A 16,401-nucleotide genomic window follows, 5' to 3' on the forward strand; every position below is an offset into this window, starting at 1 on the left:
CGTGGCCGGCCCTTTCATCACCGCGAGGAAAGCGTCATGCCTTATATCAATATTCAAATTACCCGCGAGGGCACCGCGCCCGGCCGCAATGCGGCCACCGCCGAAGAGAAGGCCGCCCTGATCAAGGGCGTCAGCCAGCTGATGCTGGATGTCTTGGACAAGCCCTTGGATTCCACCTTCGTGGTGATCGACGAAGTGGAGACGGAGAACTGGGGCTGGGGCGGCTTGCCGGCGCTGGAATATCGACGGCAGCGCGAAGCGGCGAAGAAGTAAGCCGGGAGGCCGCGCGGGCAGTGCCGCGCGGCCGTGGCGTTCAGTGGCTTACGCCAACCACGATGCCCGAGCCGATCCATTCCGCCAGCAGCTGGCCCGCACGCGCAATGCCTGGCTCTTCGCCGAGGCGTTCGGCCAGCGCATCGCACAGCGCGCCGAAATGCCCGTCTTCCTGCAGGGAAAGCAGAGCCGCATGTTCGATCGCATCGACCTGGCGCAGGCGTGATATGAAGCCCTGGCGCCAGGCGACGAGGCCCGCTGGTGCTTCGAGCATTTCAGCCTCCGGTACCGGCGTTTCGTCCTGCAGCGCCGACCAGATCGCCATCGCGTTGGTGGTGGCTGCGCGGTGGCGCAGCCCGGGGCTCAGGCGCAGCTTAGCCGTCTCCCAATCGACGCCATCGAGATCGGTGGGCGAGAGCGCCGTCGCATCGGCCGCGACGAAAACCTCCGACAGCGTCCATTCGATCCACGCCAGCTCCTGCAGGTCGGGATTGTGCGGATACAGCGCCTGCAGGCTGTCGGGGAGATCGGCGCCATAGGCGTCGAGGGTCCACGAGGAAGGCGGTTGCCGGTCGATGTAATGGATGGCCAGCTGCAGGAAGGCCTCGTCGCCCATGGCCAGCTTCAGCTGCGGATAGCTGGCGCGCAACACGTTGATCAGTTGCGTGCGGTAGTTGTTCTGGTAGGCAGCCAGGCCGCGCGTAGCGACCAGGTCACGACGCAAACCGTCGTCGTCTCCCGCCTGCACCAGCCAGTCGCTGAAATCCCGCTGTATTTCGGCCAGCATCACGCAGCCTCCTTCACCGCCGCATGGCCATCGCGCAGATTGCGGGCAATAGCCAGTTCCGCGAGCAGCTCCGGCAACGGCGGAATGGCGTCGTCGCGTTCGATCATGGTGGCGACCGGGCCGAACATCGCGGTGGCGGCAGCATACAGCGACCACACTTCGTCGTTGACCGGCTGGTCGTGGGTGTCGATCAGCAGATCCTGGCCCTGGGTGTGTCCAGCCAGGTGGATCTGGCGCACGCGGTCGGCGGGTATGCCGTGCAGATAGGCCTGCGCATCCCAACCGTGGTTCTGCGCACTGACATGGATATTGTTGACGTCCAGCAGCAGGCCGCAGCCGGTGCGGCGGCTCATCTCGGCAATGAATTCCCATTCGGCCATGGTGGACGCCGCGAAGCTGACATAGCTGGACGGGTTTTCGAACAGCATCGCGCGGCCCAGCGCTTCCTGCGCCATGTCGATGTTACGGCAGACCACCGCCAGCGTTTCCTCGGTGTAGGGCAGGGGCAGCAGGTCGTGCGAATTGAAATGGGCGAAGCGCGACCAGCTCAGGTGATCGGAAACGAACAAGGGCTCGATCGTATCCGCCAGCTTGCGCAGGCGCTTCAGGTAATCGACGCGCAAGCCATCCGCGGACCCGATCGACATGGACACGCCATGCAGGATCACCGGGTGGCGTTCGCGCACGCGGCGCAGGATGTCCAGTGGCTGGCCGCCATCGACCATGAAGTTCTCGGAGATCACTTCGACGAAGTCGACCGGCACGTCGGTGCCGAGAAAGTCGCGGTAGTGCTCGCGGCGCAGGCCGAGGCCGTAGCCGTCGAAGGTGGGGATGGCGTGGGACATGGTGTTGCTCCTGCGTTCGCTTGAAAAAGGAGGTTGATTGCTCGCCTCGACCAGCCCCCTCTCCCGAGAGGGTTGGGGTGAGGGGCCGGGCGGAGCGCGACGTCGAATCTGGAGGAGGGCTCAAAAGCTTTTCTCCGCTCCGTTGAAATCTCGTGGCGAGCCCCGGCCCCTCATCCGCCTGCCGGCACCTTCTCCCCGGAGGGGAGAAGGGAGGCTCCGACTTGGAGCCTATTTACTTTGGCTCAGTCAACGTCCCGCCCGCCGCCAGGCACTCCGCCTTCGTCTTCACCACAACGCCCTGGCCCTTGCAGTCATTAAGCCCTTTGCAATCGTGCTTCGAGGTAGCGCACAGGCTCTCGCCCTTGCAGCTGTTGACGCCATAGCAGCGCACCGGTTCGCGCTGCTGCGAACCCTGGTCGGCCGCCTTGACCGGCGAGATGACGGAAGCCGCGGCAATGGCGATGAGTGCGGCTGCAGCAGCGAGGCCGGAACGGGACTTGGTAGCGATGATGCTCATGAGATGACTCCTTGAATGGATGGAATGGAATAAGAGAGAAGAAACTCAACGCACGCCGTTGGCGGCGTCCTCGATCACCCTGGCTACGGCCTCGGGCTGCGAGATGTACACGGCGTGGCTGGCCTTGATTTCGGTGACCTTGGAACCGGCGCGCTGGTACATCCAGCGCTGCAGGTCGGGGCTCAGCGCGCGGTCGTCGGTGGTGACCACGGCCCAGCTCGGCTTGCTGTGCCAGGCGGCGACCTGCATGGTGGCGCCGAAGGCGGCGGTGCTGGCGGGCACCTGCGAGACGGCCATGAAGTCCGTGCGGTTCTTGCCGAGGTCGCCGGCGAAGTCGTCGCCGAATTTCCGCGGATCGAAATACAGGTGGCCGTCGCGGGTCGGCATCACGTCGTTGCTGGGCGAGGGCATCGAGCCCACCACCTGCGACAGGCTCTCGCCCACGTCGGGCTGCACGCCGGCGACATAGACCAGCGCCTTCACCTTGTCGCGGTTGCCGGCCTGGGTGATCACCGCGCCGCCGTAGCTGTGGCCGACCAGCACCACCGGGCCGTCCTGCTGGCGGATCAGTTCGCGCACCTGTTCGGTGTCGTTGGCGAGCGTGTCGATGCGCGGCTGCGCAACGACCACCTTGTAGCCCTTGTGGATAAGGATGTCGTGGACGACGCGCCAGCCGGAGCCGTCGACGAATGCGCCGGGCACGATCACGACGTTCTTGATGGCGGGCGTGGGCGCCTCGGCGGCGGTGGCTGCGCCGGTGGCGACGGCCATGGCGATGGCAATACCTAGCAGGGTACGCATGGAATGGATTCCTGGTTGACTAAGCGGTTGGAGTGGGTTGGCAAAAAGAATTTCAGCGTTGGCCGCGCAGCAGGCGGTCGAGCGACCAGTCGCCGCCGCCGTAGACGATCAGCGGGAGCAGCAGGGCGGCCCAGGTCAGATGGGTGGGCCACGCCAGCGGGTAGACGAAGATCTCGATCACCGCGGTCATGCCCAGCAGTGCCAGCGCCGACCAGCGGGTGAACAGGCCGGCCACCAGCAGCACGGGGAACAGATGCTCCGCGCCGGTGGCGAGCCGGGCCGCCCAGTCCGGCGGAATCACCGGCAGGGCGTACTCGGCGACGAACAGGTCGTAGGTCGACTGCTTGATGGTGAGAAAACCTTCGACCTTGGTGCGCCCGGACTGGAAGAACACCGCGGCGATGGCCAGCCGCCCGATCAGCAGCAGCGCGGCCTCCGGCAGCGCGCGGTTCCAGCGCGACGTGGTCGTCGCCACCGTGTTCATTGCCGGGGCTCCAGCGTGCCGTAGCCCTTGGGCGTCTTGATGGTGGTGCAGGTGCCCTTGTCGACCAGCACCCAGGCATTGCCCTGGTAGTCGGTCTTGGACGTGCCGGCGCAGGTAGTGCCGGCGCCGGCGGCGCAGTCGTTCTTGCCGGCGAGAGACACGCCGTAACATTTTTCCATGGGCTTCCTCTGCGCTTCGTCGGCATGGGCCGAGGCGGCGAAACAGGCGAGACCCAGGGCGAGGGTGGCGGCGAGCTTGGCGTGCGTGCGGTGCATCGGTGTTCTCCTTGGGATGGTGTAGGTGTGAGAGCTCAGATCAGGTTGATCGCGACGTCGATGTTTCCGCGCGTCGCCTTGGAGTACGGGCAGGTCTGGTGGGCGCCGTCGACGATGGCCTGGGCGGTGTCGCGATCGAGGCCCGGCAGGCTCACGTTGAGCCGCGCCTGCAGGAAGTAGCCGCGCTCGGGCGTACTACCGAGGTCCACGTCGGCCTGCACTTCGGTGCCGGCCGGCAGGCGCACGCCGATCGACTGCGCGGCGAAGCCCATCGCGCCGATAAAGCAGGCGGACCAGCCGGCGCCGAACAGCTGCTCGGGATTGGTGCCGGCACCCGGCGCACCCGGCGGGGTCAGCTGGATGTCGAGGCGGCCGTCGTCGCTGCGCGACTGGCCGTTGCGGCCGCCGGTGGTGGTGGTCTTGCCGGTGTAGAGAACGTTGCTGCTCATGGGATGGTTTCCTGGTGGTTGGCCATCGCGCCGGAATGGCGGCGGCCGGTGGACACAGGAAACCGCGGCGGCGTATCCCGCTTGTGTCGCCGCGGGTGCCCAAAGGCAACGCAATGTGTAGCGGGCGCGGGCCGATACGTTTCGATACAAAAGCCGCGGCGCGGACGCCGGTGCGGGCCCGCGCGGCTTGTACATTCGGATACAAAAAGCCGCTTCGGCGGACATGGAGGGGATAAGGCGCGGCGCTCAAATACGCACCTGGGCAGCGCATGCGCTGCATCGCCATCACGAGGACATCCCCCATGCGTTATCTGAAAATCACCGCCGCCGCGTTGTTCCTGGCCGCCGCCTGCGTGGCCGTCTGGCCCGGCACCACTCCCGCTGCCCTGGCGCCGGAGCGCGAGGCGCGCCCCGCGCCGGAACTGGCCGGCGCCGGCCCCTGGTTCAACTCCGCGCCGCTCACGCTGGCCGGACTGCAGGGCAAGGTGGTGCTGGTGGAGTTCTGGGCGCGCGAATGCATCAACTGCATCCACGTGCTGCCGCACACGCGCGAGTTGCACGACCGCTATGCCGGCGACGGCCTGGTGGTGATCGGCGTGCACACGCCGGAATACGACGAGGAGCGCGACCCAGCCGCGCTCAAGGCCGCCATCGCGCAGTACAAGATCGACTGGCCGGTGGTGGCCGACAACGACTACAAGCTGTGGAATGCCTATGGCAACCGCTACTGGCCGGCGCTGTATCTGATCGACCGCAACGGAAAGCTGGTCTACAGCCACTTCGGCGAGGGAAACTACCAGCAGATCGAGCAGCGCGTGCGCACGCTGCTCGGCAAGGCCTGAACGGGCGCGCCGCAACGGGGCAAGGTATGGACCACATCGACAACATCCTGGTCGTGGACGACGACCGCGAGATCCGCAACGGCGTGGTGGACTACCTGCGCAAGAACGGCCTGCGCGCCAGCGCGGCGGTGGACGGGCGCGACATGTTCGCCCAGCTCGACAGCTCGGCCTTCGACCTGGTGGTGCTGGACATCATGATGCCGGGCGACGACGGCCTGGTGCTGTGCCGCACGCTGCGCGGCGGCAAGCACCGCGCGCTGCCGGTGGTGCTGCTCACCGCGCGCGACGACGAGACCGACCGCGTCGTCGGCCTGGAGATGGGCGCGGACGACTACGTGACCAAGCCGTTCGCGCCGCGCGAACTGCTGGCGCGGATCAAGGCGGTGATCCGCCGCACGCGCATGCTGCCGCCCAACCTGCGCGTGACCGAGGCGGCCAGCGAGCTGGCGTTCGGCCGCTGGCGGCTGGACACCACCGCGCGCCACCTGCTCGACGAGCACGGCACCATCGTGCCGCTGAGCGGCGCCGAGTTCCGCCTGCTGCGCGTGTTCCTCGACCATCCGCAGCGCGTGCTGTCGCGCGACCAGCTGCTCAACCTCACCCAGGGGCGCGACGCGGAGCTGTTCGACCGCTCGATCGACCTGCTGGTCAGCCGCCTGCGCACGCGGCTTTCCGACAATGCCAAGGACCAGGCCTACATCAAGACGGTGCGCAGCGAAGGCTATGTGTTCAGCATGCCGGTGACCGTGCCGGGCGAGGGCGCATGAGCGCGCAAGCCGCACGCACGCCGCGCTGGTTGCCGCGCAGCATGGCGTCGCGGCTGTATCTGATCATCGTCGTCGGGTTGGCGCTGGCGACCGGGTTGTCCTTGGCCTTGGCGTTCTACGAGCGCTTCGAAAGCGCCACCGTGGTCATGCTCAATACGGTGGAGCACGACGTGGCCACCTCGGTCGCCGTGCTCAATCGGCTGCCGGCGGCGGAGCGCGCCGATTGGCTGGGGCGGCTGGAGCGCGACAACTACCGTTACCTGCTGGACGCGGGCAAGCCGGGTTTTCCACTGATTTCCCAGCGCTCGCGCGAGTTGTCGCAGCGCATCGCCAATGAAGTCGGCCCCGCGTACCGCGTGCATGCCGAGGCGATTTCCACCGAGCCGGAGCGCTATCAGGTGCACTTCACCCTGGGCGATGGCACGCCGCTCACGCTGGAAGTCACGCCCGCGCTCAAGCCGGTGCAGCCCTGGCTGCCGCTGGTGCTGGTGCTGCAGCTGGCGACGGTGCTGCTGTGCGCGTGGCTGGCGGTGCGGCTGGCGACGCGGCCGCTCAGCCGGCTGGCCGAGGCGGCGGAGGCGATGACGCCGACCGCCGACGGTCCGCGCCTGCATGAGGAAGGCCCCACCGAAGTGGCGCAGGCCGCGGTCGCCTTCAACACCATGCAGGAGCGCATCGCGCGGCATCTGAAGGAGCGCCTGCACATCCTCGCCTCGATCTCGCACGACCTGCAGACGCCGATCACCCGCATGCGCCTGCGCGCCGAAGGGCTGGCCGACGGCGAGGAGCGCGACAAGCTGCTGGGCGACCTGAAGGCGATGGAGCACCTGGTGCGCGAAGGCGTGGCCTATGCGCGCAGCGCGCACGGCGGCGCGGAGACGCCGGTGCGGCTGGATATGGATGCGTTCCTGGAAAGCCTGGTGTTCGACTACCAGGACATCGGCAAGCGGGTGACGCTGGAGAGCGTGGCCGGCGGCACCGCGATGGTGCGCCGGCAGGCGCTGCAGCGCGTGCTGGGTAATCTGGTCGACAACGCGATCAAGTACGGCGGCTCGGCCGAAGTGTCGTCGTGGCGCGATGCGGGCGGCGCCTTGTGCATCGCGGTGGCCGATCGCGGGCCGGGCATTCCGGAAGATGAACTCGAACAGGTGCTGCAGCCGTTCTACCGGCTGGAGGCTTCGCGCAACCGCGACACCGGCGGCGCGGGCCTGGGCCTGGCGATTGCCGCGCAGTTGGCATTGGCGATCGGCGGTGCGCTGAAGCTTGCCAATCGCGAGGGCGGCGGACTGGTGGCGACCGTGAGCCTGCCTTGAGCGGGCGCCCGATGGGCATGTCATAAAAGGTGGCATCTTCGACATTTAAGTCGAAGGCCGCCAGGCATACAAAGTCCGCATCTGCCCGGCATCCCGCTGGCGCATGCGGAGCATCGACATGAGCACCCACGCATACGGCACCGCCCTGATCACCGGTGCCTCCACCGGTATCGGCGCCATCTACGCCGACCGTCTGGCCCGCCGCGGCCACGACCTGATCCTGGTGGCGCGCAACCGGCAGCGCCTGGACGAACTGGCCCGCCGCCTCACCGACGAAACCGGCCGCTCGATCCAGGTGTTTCCCGCCGATCTCGGCGATCCTGCCGGCGTCGCCGGCGTGGAGCAACTGCTGCGCACCGATCGCAGCATCTCGATGCTGGTGAACAACGCAGGCATGGGGGCGGTGTCGCCGCTACTGGAATCGGACGTGGCGCGCATGACGCAGATGATCGAGCTGAATATCGGCGCGCTTACGCGTCTCACCTATGCGGCGGTGCCGGGTTTCGTCGAGCGCGGGCAGGGGGCGGTGATCAATATCGCTTCGGTGGTGGCCATTGCGCCGGAGCTGCTCAATGGCGTGTACGGCGCCACCAAGGCCTACGTGCTCGCGTTCACCCGCTCGCTGCAACACGAACTCGCCGCGCAAGGCATTCGCGTGCAGGCGGTGCTGCCGGGTGCGACGGCGACGGAATTCTGGGCGGACTCCGGCAAGCCCGTGAGCGAATTGCCGCCGGCCATCGTGATGACGGCGGAGGCGATGGTCGATGCCTCATTGGCCGGCTTCGACCAGGGCGAGGTGTTCACCATCCCGGCGCTGCCGGAACTGGGCGACTGGGCCGCCTACGAAGGCGCCCGCGAAAAGCTGCTGCCGCAACTCTCGCGTGCGCAGCCGGCAGTGCGCTACCTGCGCGCGGTGGATTGAGCTTCAGGCCCGTGCGATCGCCAGCAACGCGCCTGTCAGCGCCAGATTGGCCTGCCAGGCGCGGATCGCCGCTTCGCGCGCCGCGCCTTCGGCGCGCCGGAAGTCCAGCATCATCAGCGAGGCCAGCACGGTGAATGCGGCCAGGCCCAGCGCGGCGAGGCGCAACTGAAACTGCAGCGCGAGCATCGTTCCGGCGATGAGCTGGAAGATCGAGCCGATAGCGAGCGTGGCGTTTGCGCAGGGAATGCGGCGCGCGGACAAGGTGGCGGACAGGCCGGCAAAGTGGCGGAAATGCAGCGCGCCGTTCACGGCGTAGTACAGGCCGAGCAGGACGTAGCCGAAAGAGGCCAGCCATGGAAGCGCAAGCATGCGGGACGCCTTGGATCGCCGGTGGATCCAAAGTGTCCGCAAGGCGCAAGCGCGGTGCGGTCCCGATCTTGCTGAATCGGCGCGGCGCTATCCCGCCGCTTCGAGCTGCGCGGCAAGCCGCGGCTTCAGCGCTGGCCATTCCTCGCTCACGATGCTGTAGAACGCCGTGTCCCTCGGCTTGCCGCTGGCTTCGATCTTGTCCTTGCGCATCACCCCTTCGAAGACCGCGCCGATCTTCTCCAGCGCGCGCCGCGAACGCGCATTGTCGGCCTTGGCGCGGAACTGCACGCGGTTGGCATCGAGGGTTTCGAAGCAGTGCGCCAGCAACAGCAGCTTGCATTCGAGATTGATGCCGCTGCCCCAGAACGCGCTCGCCATCCAGGTCACGCCGATCTCCAGCTTGCGGTCCTGCGGCTGGATCTCCAGGAACCGCGTGGTGCCGACGATGCGGCCGTCCCCGCGCAGGCGGATCAGGAAGGGATAGGTCTTGCCGAGTTCGCGCTCGCGCAGGGCGGCGGCGAAGCTGGGATAGAAGATCTGCGGATCCGAATAGTCGACCGAGGTGAGCCGCCAGATCTCGCGATCGCGGCCGAGCTCGAACAGCTCGTCGAGATGGACTTCTTCCACGGGGCAAAGCTCGACCCGCTGGCCGGCGAGGCTCAGCGGGTGCGCAATCCAGGGAGCGGACAAGGGGCACCTGCGCGTCGATACGGGATCGATGCAGTATGCACGCGCCGGTTCACCGACCTGCGGGCGGCGCAGGCGTTCGCCCTGGCGATTCGATGACGGCCGGCTTGCGGCGCCTCAGGCGGCGGCCGCGCGCACCGATGCCTGCGGGGCGGGTGCGCGCAGCAGCAGATAGAACGCGGCGACGTGGGTGATCATCAGCAGCGGCACGTAGATCACCGGGATCGCATACGCGGCGCCCAGCTCGCCCGCCATGGCGGGAAGGCCCGCCTGCACGGCGTGGTAGTAGTCCAGCAGCAGGTCGGCCATGCCGACCGCGTTGAAGGCCGCCACGCAGGTCCAGAACATCGGGCGCATGCGCACCGTCATCAGGGCCAGCAGGGCCAGTACGCCAGTGGCCAGATCCGCATAGGCCGCGAAGCCGGCGAAGCTCGCCGGCAGATGCGGACCGACGACGCCGGGCATGATGAAGACCAGGCCGAAGAAGCGGAAGCTGTGCAAGGTGGCGATGGCGCGGAGCGCATCGATGCGCTCCATCGAGCGCAGCCAGGGCCAGAGATAAGCGCGGAAGCAGAGCAGCCAGGCAACGTAGCCAAGGATCATCTGCGTAAGAAAGATAGCGGCAGGCAACATGTCGGCCCCCCATCGGGTGGTGGCTTGGGTCTATGCCGGAAACGCCGCGGGCGTCGAAGGCGCCGCGGCTCCATTTGGTACCGGGTGGTACCGGTGAAACTCATGCTACGGTACTGGCGGGTACCAATGCAAGGATCTTTACGTGAAGAAGCCAGCCAGCGTCGAAGCCGGTCCAGCGCCGGCGCGCGAGCGGATCCTGCACGCCGCCATGGAAAGCTTCATGGAGCTGGGCTACACCGAGGCCAGCACCTTGAAGATCGCCACGCGCGCCCAGGTCTCCAAGCGCGAGCTGTATGCGCTGTTCGGCAGCAAGCAGGCGATGCTCGCCGCCTGCGTCGCCGACCGCGCGGAGCGCATGCGGTTGCCGACCGGCTTGCCGGCGCCGCTCCATCGCGAAGAGCTGGCCGCCATGCTGGCGAAGCTCGGCGCCACCGTGCTGCGCGAAGTGACGCAGCCTGGCGTGATGGCGGTCTTCCGTCTCGCCATCACCGAGGCGCAGCGCGCGCCTGAAGTGGCGGCAACACTCGATACCGCCCGCGCTTCGATCCGCATCGCGGTGCACGACCTCATCGCCCAGGCGCAAGCATCCGGCATGCTGGCCGCCGGCGATCCCCGCGAGATGAGCGCCCGCTATCTTGCGCTGCTCTGGGGCGACCTGATGGTCAGCCTGCTGCTGCGCCTGCGCGAGGCGCCCAAGGCGAAGGAATGCGAACAGCGGGGCGGCCAGGCCGCCGCGGATTTTCTGCGGCTCTATCCGGCGGCGCGGCGCTGATGCCGATGCAGCTGGACGAGCTTGGCGAGCGCATCGGCGGCCCCTGCCGTCCGCGCGCCATCGAACCCTGCTGCCGCCAACGGGACCTGCAACGCCAGCGCCACGCGCTGCGCAACCATGTGAGCGTCGCGTCACGGAAGATGCTGCACAAGCACGCCGGGCGGGGCTGCCCTATGGCCTGAGCGCAGCGCTCGCGTTATCGTCGCCTCATGCCATGGGGCTTGCGCGTGCGCAGGATGCGCGCCGCGGTCCCTGGCCACCGGGCCGATCCGCGCATACGGCGTCAGGGGGAGGAAGCAGGCAGGTCATGGCGACGACGAGCGGTCCGCCGAAAGGGCCATCCCTGTTGAGCATCTTCGTGTTCGGCAGCCTCACGGCCGTGCTGCTGTTCGCCGTGCTGATGAGCGGCCTGCGTTCGGACCTGCGCGCCCAGCTGGGCGAGAGCAGCCACCGCACGCACGAAGTGGCTGCGCACGTGTCGCAGGCGGTACGCATGCCGCTGCGCTTCAGCGCCAATTCGCTGACCTTCATCGCCGAGGAATCGAACCGGCTGCACAGCGTGGCGCCGGAGCAGAGCGAGGTGCTGCTCAAGGGCATGGTGGCGGAGATCATGCGGCGGCAGCCGCAGATACTGCACATCGACGTGGTGGATGCGGCGGCCTCGGCCTCGTCGGGCACGGTGCCGGAGGTATCGACCGGCACCGTATGGGCCTCCTGTGGCATGGGCGAGCTGCGCACCGTGGGCGCGCCATGCTTCGGCCCCGTGGAGAAGACGGCTGGCGGCGAAGTGATGTACGTCGCGGCCCCGTTCGACGAGCATCGGCGGATCGTGGCGGACATGCAGGTCGCCGCGCTGGAGCGCGCGGTGGTGAACGTGCCGCATGCGAACGACATCTTCTTCGCGCTCGAAGATGCGCAGGGCCGCGCGATCGTGCAGGGCGGCGATGCCAGGGCCGCCGCCGCGGATGCCAACGCATTGGTGGCGCCATGGTGGGTGCGCCATCTGTTCGGCTGGCAAGGGCCGTTGCCGTTGCGGGCCACCACGGCCATCGAGCCGTATCCATTCAAGGTCGTCGCCGGCATCACCTACCAGAAGGCGCTGGCGCCGTGGCGCCGGCAGGTAATCGCGGCCACCGCCTTCTATCTGTTCTATCTGTTCGCCTTCGCCAGCCTGCTGGGCGTGATCTATCGCTCCGGCAAGGTGCAGCGCTATTACATCGAACACCTGCAGGCCAAGACGCAGGAACTGCACACCGCGCAGCGCGTGGGCCGCACGGCGATCTGGACGTTCCAGCAGGGCCGGCTGGCCTGCACCGACGAAGAGGGCGAGATCTTCGGCCTGCCCGGCGGGAGCAAGGCGGCGAGCGTGCGGGCATTCCTGGCCATGGTGCATCCGCAAGATCGTGCGCCGCTGATCGCCCAGGCCGGCGCCGCATGGAGGAACCAGGACAACCTGCGCGCCGAATTCCGCATCCGTACCGCCGACGGCAGCGAGCGCAGCCTCTCCGCGGGCGGCAAGGTGGTGGTCGGCCAGGACGGCGCACGGTTCATGACCGGCACCGTGGTCGACGTCACCGAACAGGCGCAAGCGCACCGGCGCCAGGCCGAGAGCGAGCAGCGCTTCCATTCGCTGTTCGACCGCAATCCGTTGCCGTTCTGGGTATTCGATGCCGAGTCGCTGCGCATTCTCGAGGTGAACGCCGCGGCGGTGCAGGTTTATGGCTATACGCGCGAGGAGTTTCTCGCGATGACCATTTTCGATCTGCGCGATCCTGGCGAGAGCCCCGGTCTGGTGGCGTACCTGGCGTCCAGTGACGCGCGCGGCGCGCCGAAAGTGTGGACGCATCGAACCAGGCAGGGCCGGGCGATCGAAGTGCGCATCCATGCCGCCGACATCGTCTTCAACGGCGTGCCTGCGCGGCTGGTGCTGGCCGAAGACGTCGGCCAGCAGCTGGCGGGCGAACGCGAGCTGGCGTATCGCGCTTCGCACGATCCGGTGACGAAACTGCCGAACCAGCATGCCTTGCTGGCGAAGCTGGACGAGCTGGCCGCCGAAGGCCAGCCGTTCGGTGTCACCTACGTTCAATTGCTGGGCATGGATGCGGTGGCCGATACCTTCGGCATCAACGTCGCCGCCGGTGTGCTGCGCGCGATGACCGCGCGGCTGGTGCAGCGGGTGGGCGGCGATGGTTTCCTGGCGGCGGTGAACGACGAAGCATTCGCCTGGGTCGCGCCGCGCGAGCGCATGAGCGAGGCCGCGCTGCAGGCGGTGGTGCAGTGCGCCGCGGATCCGCTGTACTTCGAGGAAACCCAGCACCAGATGGAGATCGTGCTCGGCGTCGCCAGCTACCCCAAGGACGGCAGCCAGGGCGACGTGCTGTTCGCGCGCGCCGCGCTGGCCGCGCATGCGCATGTGCGCAGCCACCGTTCGGTGCATTACTTCGAGCCGGCGCTGGCGCAGCAGTCGAAGGAGCGCATGCAATTCTCGGCCAGCCTGCGGCGTGCGGTGCGGCGCCACGAGTTCGAAATGTATTTCCAGCCGATCACCGGCTTTCCCGACCAGCGCCTGATCGGCCTGGAAGCGCTGATGCGCTGGCCGCAGGCCGACGGTTCGCTGATACCGCCGTCCACCTTCATTCCGGTGTGCGAGGAGTCCGGCCTGATCGTGCCGCTCGGACGCTGGGTGCTCAGCCAGGTGGCCAAGGCCAGCCTGCAATTGAAGGAGGCCGGTTTCGACGACCTGCCGATCGGCGTGAACATCTCGCCCGCGGAGCTGCGCGGCAGCGATCTGGTCGCCAACCTGCGCGCGGTGCGCGCGGCCTACGAGCTGGCCGACCACGCCATCCATATCGAGCTTACCGAGAGCTGCCTGATCGAGCACCGCGACAAGGCCATCGAAGTGATGCGGCAGCTGCGCGCCGATGGCGTGGCGGTGGCGCTGGACGATTTCGGCACGGGCTTTTCCAGCCTTTCCTATCTGCACGACCTGCCGATCGACATGCTCAAGATCGATCAGGCCTTTATCCGCGGCGTCGACAGCGACGCGCGCTCGGCGACGATCTGCGATGCCATCATCGCGCTGGGCAAAAGCCTGGGCATCCGCGTGATCGCCGAAGGCATCGAGCGGCCGGCGCAATACCAATGGCTTTATCGCCATGGCTGCGATGGCGCGCAGGGCTTCTACCTGGGCCGGCCGGAGCGGCTCGCGGATTTCCTGGCGCAGTGGACGCCGGCCAGGGCAAGGGCGGAGTAGGCGGGGCGCCAGGCGCCTGCACCCCTGGCCATTCGGTCTACTTGAAGGCCACCAGGGCCGCGAGTACTTTCCCCCGGCCTCGCGGCGGGGAAGCAACAGTGCGCTGGTCCGCAGTTTTCGCCGGCGCGGCGCCTTAACCTGACGCGCACATTCGGGTTGGCAAACTGATTCATCGAACGTCAGGGACAGGCGCGCCGCGGCCACGCGGGCGACCACGACGAAGCACGGGGCAGCACAGGGACTGGATGTGCCAAAGACACGAAGCGGACAAGGATCTCGCATGCATCATGCAGCTTCGCGCACACCGGCCGCGGGCCGGTTCATGCTGTTCGCCGCCATCGGTATGCTGGGCGCCGGCCCGCTCCTGGCCGCGTCCGGCCAGCCACACGATCACGTCAAGGAGAAACATGCGATGACCACGTCGGCAGCTACCGACTCTCTCAGCGCGAGCCAGGCGCTGCAGCGGACGCTGGAACTGATCCGCGGCAGCAAGAGCGTCGCGGACATCACTCCGGAGTCCATGCAAGGCGCGTTCGGCGTGCCGGTGAAGAAGGTCGACTCGGAGGAGTTCGGCTACGGCCAGCGCCTGCCGGGCAACTGGGCCTTCAGCATCATGCGCCAGGAAGTGGACGGCGAAGGGCGCGTGGACCTGAACTTCGATCCGCTGCCGGGTACCCAGGCGGCGCTCAAGGATATCTGCGAGCCGGATTTCGCCCGCTTCACCGCGGAGCTCGAATCGATGGGCTTCGCCCGCCATTCCGCGCACGGCGAACACAATCGCTGGACCTACGACGCGTTCGAGCGTCCGGGCATGCGCGTGGAGGTGTATCCGGAGGTGGAACACGCCGACAACGGCGAGCCCTCCGGCCCGACCTGCGTGAAGATGGTGCTGGTACGGTAAGGAGACCGTCATGCCTTTGACTACACAAGCCCAGGCGGTGGTGGATGCGTTCGGGCACCAGCCCGGCGTCACCGCGCAACAGCTGCAGAACCTGCAGAACACCCTCAACGGTTCGCCCGCGCTGACCCAGGAGGTCAACGACGCGGTGGCGGCGGGACACCTGCAGCGCATCGTGCCGCTGAACAATCCGCACGCGGGCGGCGAATACAGCCCGCAGGACAAGGAAATGCGGCTGCCGCTGACGATGCTCACCTCGCCAGCGCACGGCAGCTACCAGGCTGGCGAAGCCACCTTCGTGCTGGGCCACGAGCTGCAGCACGGCTTCAATGCCGCCGAGAAGGCCCAGGCCAGCGCCAGGTTCGGCCAGGAGCTCACCGCGGTGGCGCAGTCGCCCGGCCACCAGCACGACTACACCGCGCCGATCGGCAACCTCATTGCCGCCAGCCGGCGCGACGAGGCGGGCGCGGAGATCTCCGGCTGGAATGCGATCGTCAGCGCCGCGCAGAAGGATGCGGCGGACCACCATCGCCCGGCGCCCACGCTGCAGGACATCTACAAGCAGCAGCCGTTCCGTATGAATGACTTCATCGACGTGGACCGCAGCCACGTGCCGCCGACCTATTCGATGAAGCCCAACCTCGAGGTCGACGCCAACCTGCACATGGCGACGTCGGCGAAGAACCTCGAAGGCATGGGGCAGAATTACTTCGACCGTGCCGGCGGCCTGGGCCACAACGGCAATTCCAGCTACGCCAACTATTACGGCGCCAACGCCATCAGCGACGCGATCCGCTTCGAGCGGCACTACAATCCGCCGCAGCCGGGCGTGCCCGCGCACGAGCTGCGGGTGGACATGGCGAATCTGCGTCTGAGCCCGAACATCGTGGCGCAGAACGGCATCGACCTGGGCAGCAACACCACGCCCGTGCCTTATGTCGACCGCAGTTCCGGCACGTCGGTGGATGCCACGTTCCGGCACAGCGCCACCACGCATACCTACCAGCCGATCGCTCCTCTGCCTTCCGGCGCGGAACCCGGCGTGACGCGCCTCGACCAGGCCTCGCATCCCGACAACGGCCTGTATCGACAGACCCTGGACGCCGTGCACCGCCTGGACGCGCAGGTCGGCCGCCAGCCCGACGTCAGCAGCAACAACCTCGCCGCGGCGGTGGCGGTGCAGGCGCGCCGCGACGGCCTCAACGAGATCAACCACGTGGTGCTGAGCGAGGACAAGAGCAAGGCCTTCGGCGTGCAGGGCGACCTGCATTCGCCCACCAAGCAGATCACCGAGGTGGGCACGGCGCAGGCGGTCAATACCTCGGTCGCGCAGAGCAGCCAGCAGTGGCAGCAGCACCGCGCCGCGCAGCCGGAGCAGCAGGGCCAGCATCAGCAGCAGGGTCTGCAGAACCAGCAGGCGCAGGCCCAGCAGGGGCGATAGACCGGCCTGCGATCCGGCGAATCCGATGCCGGCTTGAAAATGATTGACCGAAGGCGCCGCATGCCGGCGCCTT

Annotated in this window: 20 protein-coding genes; 10 read left to right on the top strand and 10 right to left on the bottom strand. The window is 67.7% G+C overall.

Annotation, left to right across the window (positions count from 1 at the left end; translation table 11 throughout):
- Nucleotides 1–36: 36 nt before the first annotated feature.
- Nucleotides 37–273 carry a 4-oxalocrotonate tautomerase family protein gene (locus tag FHW84_RS07070; protein ID WP_167253880.1) on the top strand — a complete coding sequence of 79 codons (237 nt, stop codon included), beginning with the start codon at nt 37–39 and terminating at the stop codon, nt 271–273.
- A 40-nt stretch (nt 274–313) separates the two neighbouring features.
- Here the strand turns inward: FHW84_RS07070 and FHW84_RS07075 are convergent, their stop codons facing one another.
- The 7 genes from FHW84_RS07075 to FHW84_RS07105 all read right to left on the bottom strand — a co-directional run bounded on the left by FHW84_RS07075 (nt 314) and on the right by FHW84_RS07105 (nt 4,431).
- On the bottom strand, nt 314–1,060 hold the full coding sequence (locus FHW84_RS07075; protein ID WP_208399689.1) for a DNA-binding domain-containing protein: 747 nt from the start codon (nt 1,058–1,060) through the stop codon (nt 314–316).
- Nucleotides 1,060–1,905 (bottom strand): DUF692 domain-containing protein, encoded by an 846-nt coding sequence (locus FHW84_RS07080; protein WP_167253884.1) that lies wholly within the window; start codon nt 1,903–1,905, stop codon nt 1,060–1,062. Before FHW84_RS07080 ends, FHW84_RS07075 begins: the two co-directional genes overlap by 1 nt.
- A 232-nt stretch (nt 1,906–2,137) precedes the next feature.
- The gene (locus FHW84_RS07085; protein ID WP_167253886.1) at nt 2,138–2,422 is read right to left on the bottom strand and encodes a hypothetical protein; all 285 of its coding nucleotides are present in this window, start codon (nt 2,420–2,422) and stop codon (nt 2,138–2,140) included.
- Between the two features lie 45 nt (nt 2,423–2,467).
- Nucleotides 2,468–3,223 (bottom strand): alpha/beta hydrolase, encoded by a 756-nt coding sequence (locus FHW84_RS07090; RefSeq protein ID WP_167253888.1) that lies wholly within the window; start codon nt 3,221–3,223, stop codon nt 2,468–2,470.
- Nucleotides 3,224–3,275: 52 nt separating this feature from the next.
- On the bottom strand, nt 3,276–3,707 hold the full coding sequence (locus FHW84_RS07095; protein WP_167253890.1) for a DoxX family protein: 432 nt from the start codon (nt 3,705–3,707) through the stop codon (nt 3,276–3,278).
- Nucleotides 3,704–3,982, bottom strand: a complete 279-nt coding sequence (locus FHW84_RS07100) for a DUF2282 domain-containing protein (RefSeq protein WP_167253892.1) — start codon at nt 3,980–3,982, stop codon at nt 3,704–3,706. Before FHW84_RS07100 ends, FHW84_RS07095 begins: the two co-directional genes overlap by 4 nt.
- A gap of 35 nt (nt 3,983–4,017) precedes the next feature.
- Nucleotides 4,018–4,431 carry an organic hydroperoxide resistance protein gene (locus FHW84_RS07105; RefSeq protein WP_167253894.1) on the bottom strand — a complete coding sequence of 138 codons (414 nt, stop codon included), beginning with the start codon at nt 4,429–4,431 and terminating at the stop codon, nt 4,018–4,020.
- A gap of 302 nt (nt 4,432–4,733) precedes the next feature.
- On the opposite strand from FHW84_RS07105, the gene FHW84_RS07110 reads away from it, so the two are divergent.
- The 4 genes from FHW84_RS07110 to FHW84_RS07125 all read left to right on the top strand — a co-directional run bounded on the left by FHW84_RS07110 (nt 4,734) and on the right by FHW84_RS07125 (nt 8,275).
- Nucleotides 4,734–5,273: a thioredoxin family protein gene (locus FHW84_RS07110; protein WP_167253896.1), complete on the top strand. Its 540-nt coding sequence runs from the start codon at nt 4,734–4,736 to the stop codon at nt 5,271–5,273.
- A 26-nt stretch (nt 5,274–5,299) separates the two neighbouring features.
- Nucleotides 5,300–6,040 (top strand): response regulator transcription factor, encoded by a 741-nt coding sequence (locus tag FHW84_RS07115; RefSeq protein WP_167253897.1) that lies wholly within the window; start codon nt 5,300–5,302, stop codon nt 6,038–6,040.
- Nucleotides 6,037–7,353, top strand: a complete 1,317-nt coding sequence (locus FHW84_RS07120) for a HAMP domain-containing sensor histidine kinase (protein WP_167253899.1) — start codon at nt 6,037–6,039, stop codon at nt 7,351–7,353. The genes FHW84_RS07115 and FHW84_RS07120 overlap by 4 nt, the downstream gene beginning before the upstream one ends.
- Nucleotides 7,354–7,471: 118 nt before the next feature.
- Nucleotides 7,472–8,275 carry an SDR family oxidoreductase gene (locus FHW84_RS07125; RefSeq protein WP_167253901.1) on the top strand — a complete coding sequence of 268 codons (804 nt, stop codon included), beginning with the start codon at nt 7,472–7,474 and terminating at the stop codon, nt 8,273–8,275.
- A gap of 3 nt (nt 8,276–8,278) precedes the next feature.
- Here FHW84_RS07125 and FHW84_RS07130 read toward each other — a convergent pair whose 3' ends face one another.
- The 3 genes from FHW84_RS07130 to FHW84_RS07140 form a co-directional block, all read right to left on the bottom strand.
- A complete protein-coding gene (locus tag FHW84_RS07130; protein ID WP_167253903.1) occupies nt 8,279–8,644 on the bottom strand; it encodes a DoxX family membrane protein in 366 nt (121 codons plus the stop codon).
- A gap of 87 nt (nt 8,645–8,731) precedes the next feature.
- Entirely contained in the window at nt 8,732–9,334 is a 603-nt protein-coding gene (locus FHW84_RS07135; RefSeq protein ID WP_167253905.1) for a GNAT family protein, read from the bottom strand.
- Between the two features lie 114 nt (nt 9,335–9,448).
- Nucleotides 9,449–9,964 carry a hypothetical protein gene (locus FHW84_RS07140; protein ID WP_167253907.1) on the bottom strand — a complete coding sequence of 172 codons (516 nt, stop codon included), beginning with the start codon at nt 9,962–9,964 and terminating at the stop codon, nt 9,449–9,451.
- 142 nt (nt 9,965–10,106) lie between these two features.
- Here FHW84_RS07140 and FHW84_RS07145 point away from each other — a divergent pair, with 142 nt between their 5' ends.
- From FHW84_RS07145 to FHW84_RS07165, 5 genes are all read left to right on the top strand, one after another.
- Nucleotides 10,107–10,736 carry a TetR/AcrR family transcriptional regulator gene (locus tag FHW84_RS07145; RefSeq protein WP_208399690.1) on the top strand — a complete coding sequence of 210 codons (630 nt, stop codon included), beginning with the start codon at nt 10,107–10,109 and terminating at the stop codon, nt 10,734–10,736.
- A complete protein-coding gene (locus FHW84_RS07150) occupies nt 10,736–10,918 on the top strand; it encodes a hypothetical protein (RefSeq protein ID WP_167253916.1) in 183 nt (60 codons plus the stop codon). The genes FHW84_RS07145 and FHW84_RS07150 overlap by 1 nt, the downstream gene beginning before the upstream one ends.
- Before the next feature lie 125 nt (nt 10,919–11,043).
- Nucleotides 11,044–13,989, top strand: coding sequence for a GGDEF domain-containing phosphodiesterase (locus FHW84_RS07155; protein WP_167253918.1), 2,946 nt, complete (start codon nt 11,044–11,046; stop codon nt 13,987–13,989).
- A 280-nt stretch (nt 13,990–14,269) separates the two neighbouring features.
- The gene (locus FHW84_RS07160) at nt 14,270–14,890 is read left to right on the top strand and encodes a hypothetical protein (protein WP_167253920.1); all 621 of its coding nucleotides are present in this window, start codon (nt 14,270–14,272) and stop codon (nt 14,888–14,890) included.
- Nucleotides 14,891–14,900: 10 nt separating this feature from the next.
- A complete protein-coding gene (locus tag FHW84_RS07165; protein WP_167253922.1) occupies nt 14,901–16,328 on the top strand; it encodes an XVIPCD domain-containing protein in 1,428 nt (475 codons plus the stop codon).
- Nucleotides 16,329–16,401: the final 73 nt, after the last annotated feature.

It is taken from the genome of Dyella sp. SG562 (genome assembly GCF_011759495.1).
In the GTDB taxonomy this organism is placed as follows: domain Bacteria; phylum Pseudomonadota; class Gammaproteobacteria; order Xanthomonadales; family Rhodanobacteraceae; genus Dyella_D; species Dyella_D marensis.

Coding starts and splice junctions, on each gene's coding strand:
- FHW84_RS07070 (WP_167253880.1), top strand. CDS start 37: ATGCCTTATATCAATATTCAAATTACCCGCGAGGGCACCGCGCCCGGC.
- FHW84_RS07075 (WP_208399689.1), bottom strand. CDS start 1,060: ATGCTGGCCGAAATACAGCGGGATTTCAGCGACTGGCTGGTGCAGGCG.
- FHW84_RS07080 (WP_167253884.1), bottom strand. CDS start 1,905: ATGTCCCACGCCATCCCCACCTTCGACGGCTACGGCCTCGGCCTGCGC.
- FHW84_RS07085 (WP_167253886.1), bottom strand. CDS start 2,422: ATGAGCATCATCGCTACCAAGTCCCGTTCCGGCCTCGCTGCTGCAGCC.
- FHW84_RS07090 (WP_167253888.1), bottom strand. CDS start 3,223: ATGCGTACCCTGCTAGGTATTGCCATCGCCATGGCCGTCGCCACCGGC.
- FHW84_RS07095 (WP_167253890.1), bottom strand. CDS start 3,707: ATGAACACGGTGGCGACGACCACGTCGCGCTGGAACCGCGCGCTGCCG.
- FHW84_RS07100 (WP_167253892.1), bottom strand. CDS start 3,982: ATGCACCGCACGCACGCCAAGCTCGCCGCCACCCTCGCCCTGGGTCTC.
- FHW84_RS07105 (WP_167253894.1), bottom strand. CDS start 4,431: ATGAGCAGCAACGTTCTCTACACCGGCAAGACCACCACCACCGGCGGC.
- FHW84_RS07110 (WP_167253896.1), top strand. CDS start 4,734: ATGCGTTATCTGAAAATCACCGCCGCCGCGTTGTTCCTGGCCGCCGCC.
- FHW84_RS07115 (WP_167253897.1), top strand. CDS start 5,300: ATGGACCACATCGACAACATCCTGGTCGTGGACGACGACCGCGAGATC.
- FHW84_RS07120 (WP_167253899.1), top strand. CDS start 6,037: ATGAGCGCGCAAGCCGCACGCACGCCGCGCTGGTTGCCGCGCAGCATG.
- FHW84_RS07125 (WP_167253901.1), top strand. CDS start 7,472: ATGAGCACCCACGCATACGGCACCGCCCTGATCACCGGTGCCTCCACC.
- FHW84_RS07130 (WP_167253903.1), bottom strand. CDS start 8,644: ATGCTTGCGCTTCCATGGCTGGCCTCTTTCGGCTACGTCCTGCTCGGC.
- FHW84_RS07140 (WP_167253907.1), bottom strand. CDS start 9,964: ATGTTGCCTGCCGCTATCTTTCTTACGCAGATGATCCTTGGCTACGTT.
- FHW84_RS07150 (WP_167253916.1), top strand. CDS start 10,736: ATGCCGATGCAGCTGGACGAGCTTGGCGAGCGCATCGGCGGCCCCTGC.
- FHW84_RS07155 (WP_167253918.1), top strand. CDS start 11,044: ATGGCGACGACGAGCGGTCCGCCGAAAGGGCCATCCCTGTTGAGCATC.
- FHW84_RS07160 (WP_167253920.1), top strand. CDS start 14,270: ATGCATCATGCAGCTTCGCGCACACCGGCCGCGGGCCGGTTCATGCTG.
- FHW84_RS07165 (WP_167253922.1), top strand. CDS start 14,901: ATGCCTTTGACTACACAAGCCCAGGCGGTGGTGGATGCGTTCGGGCAC.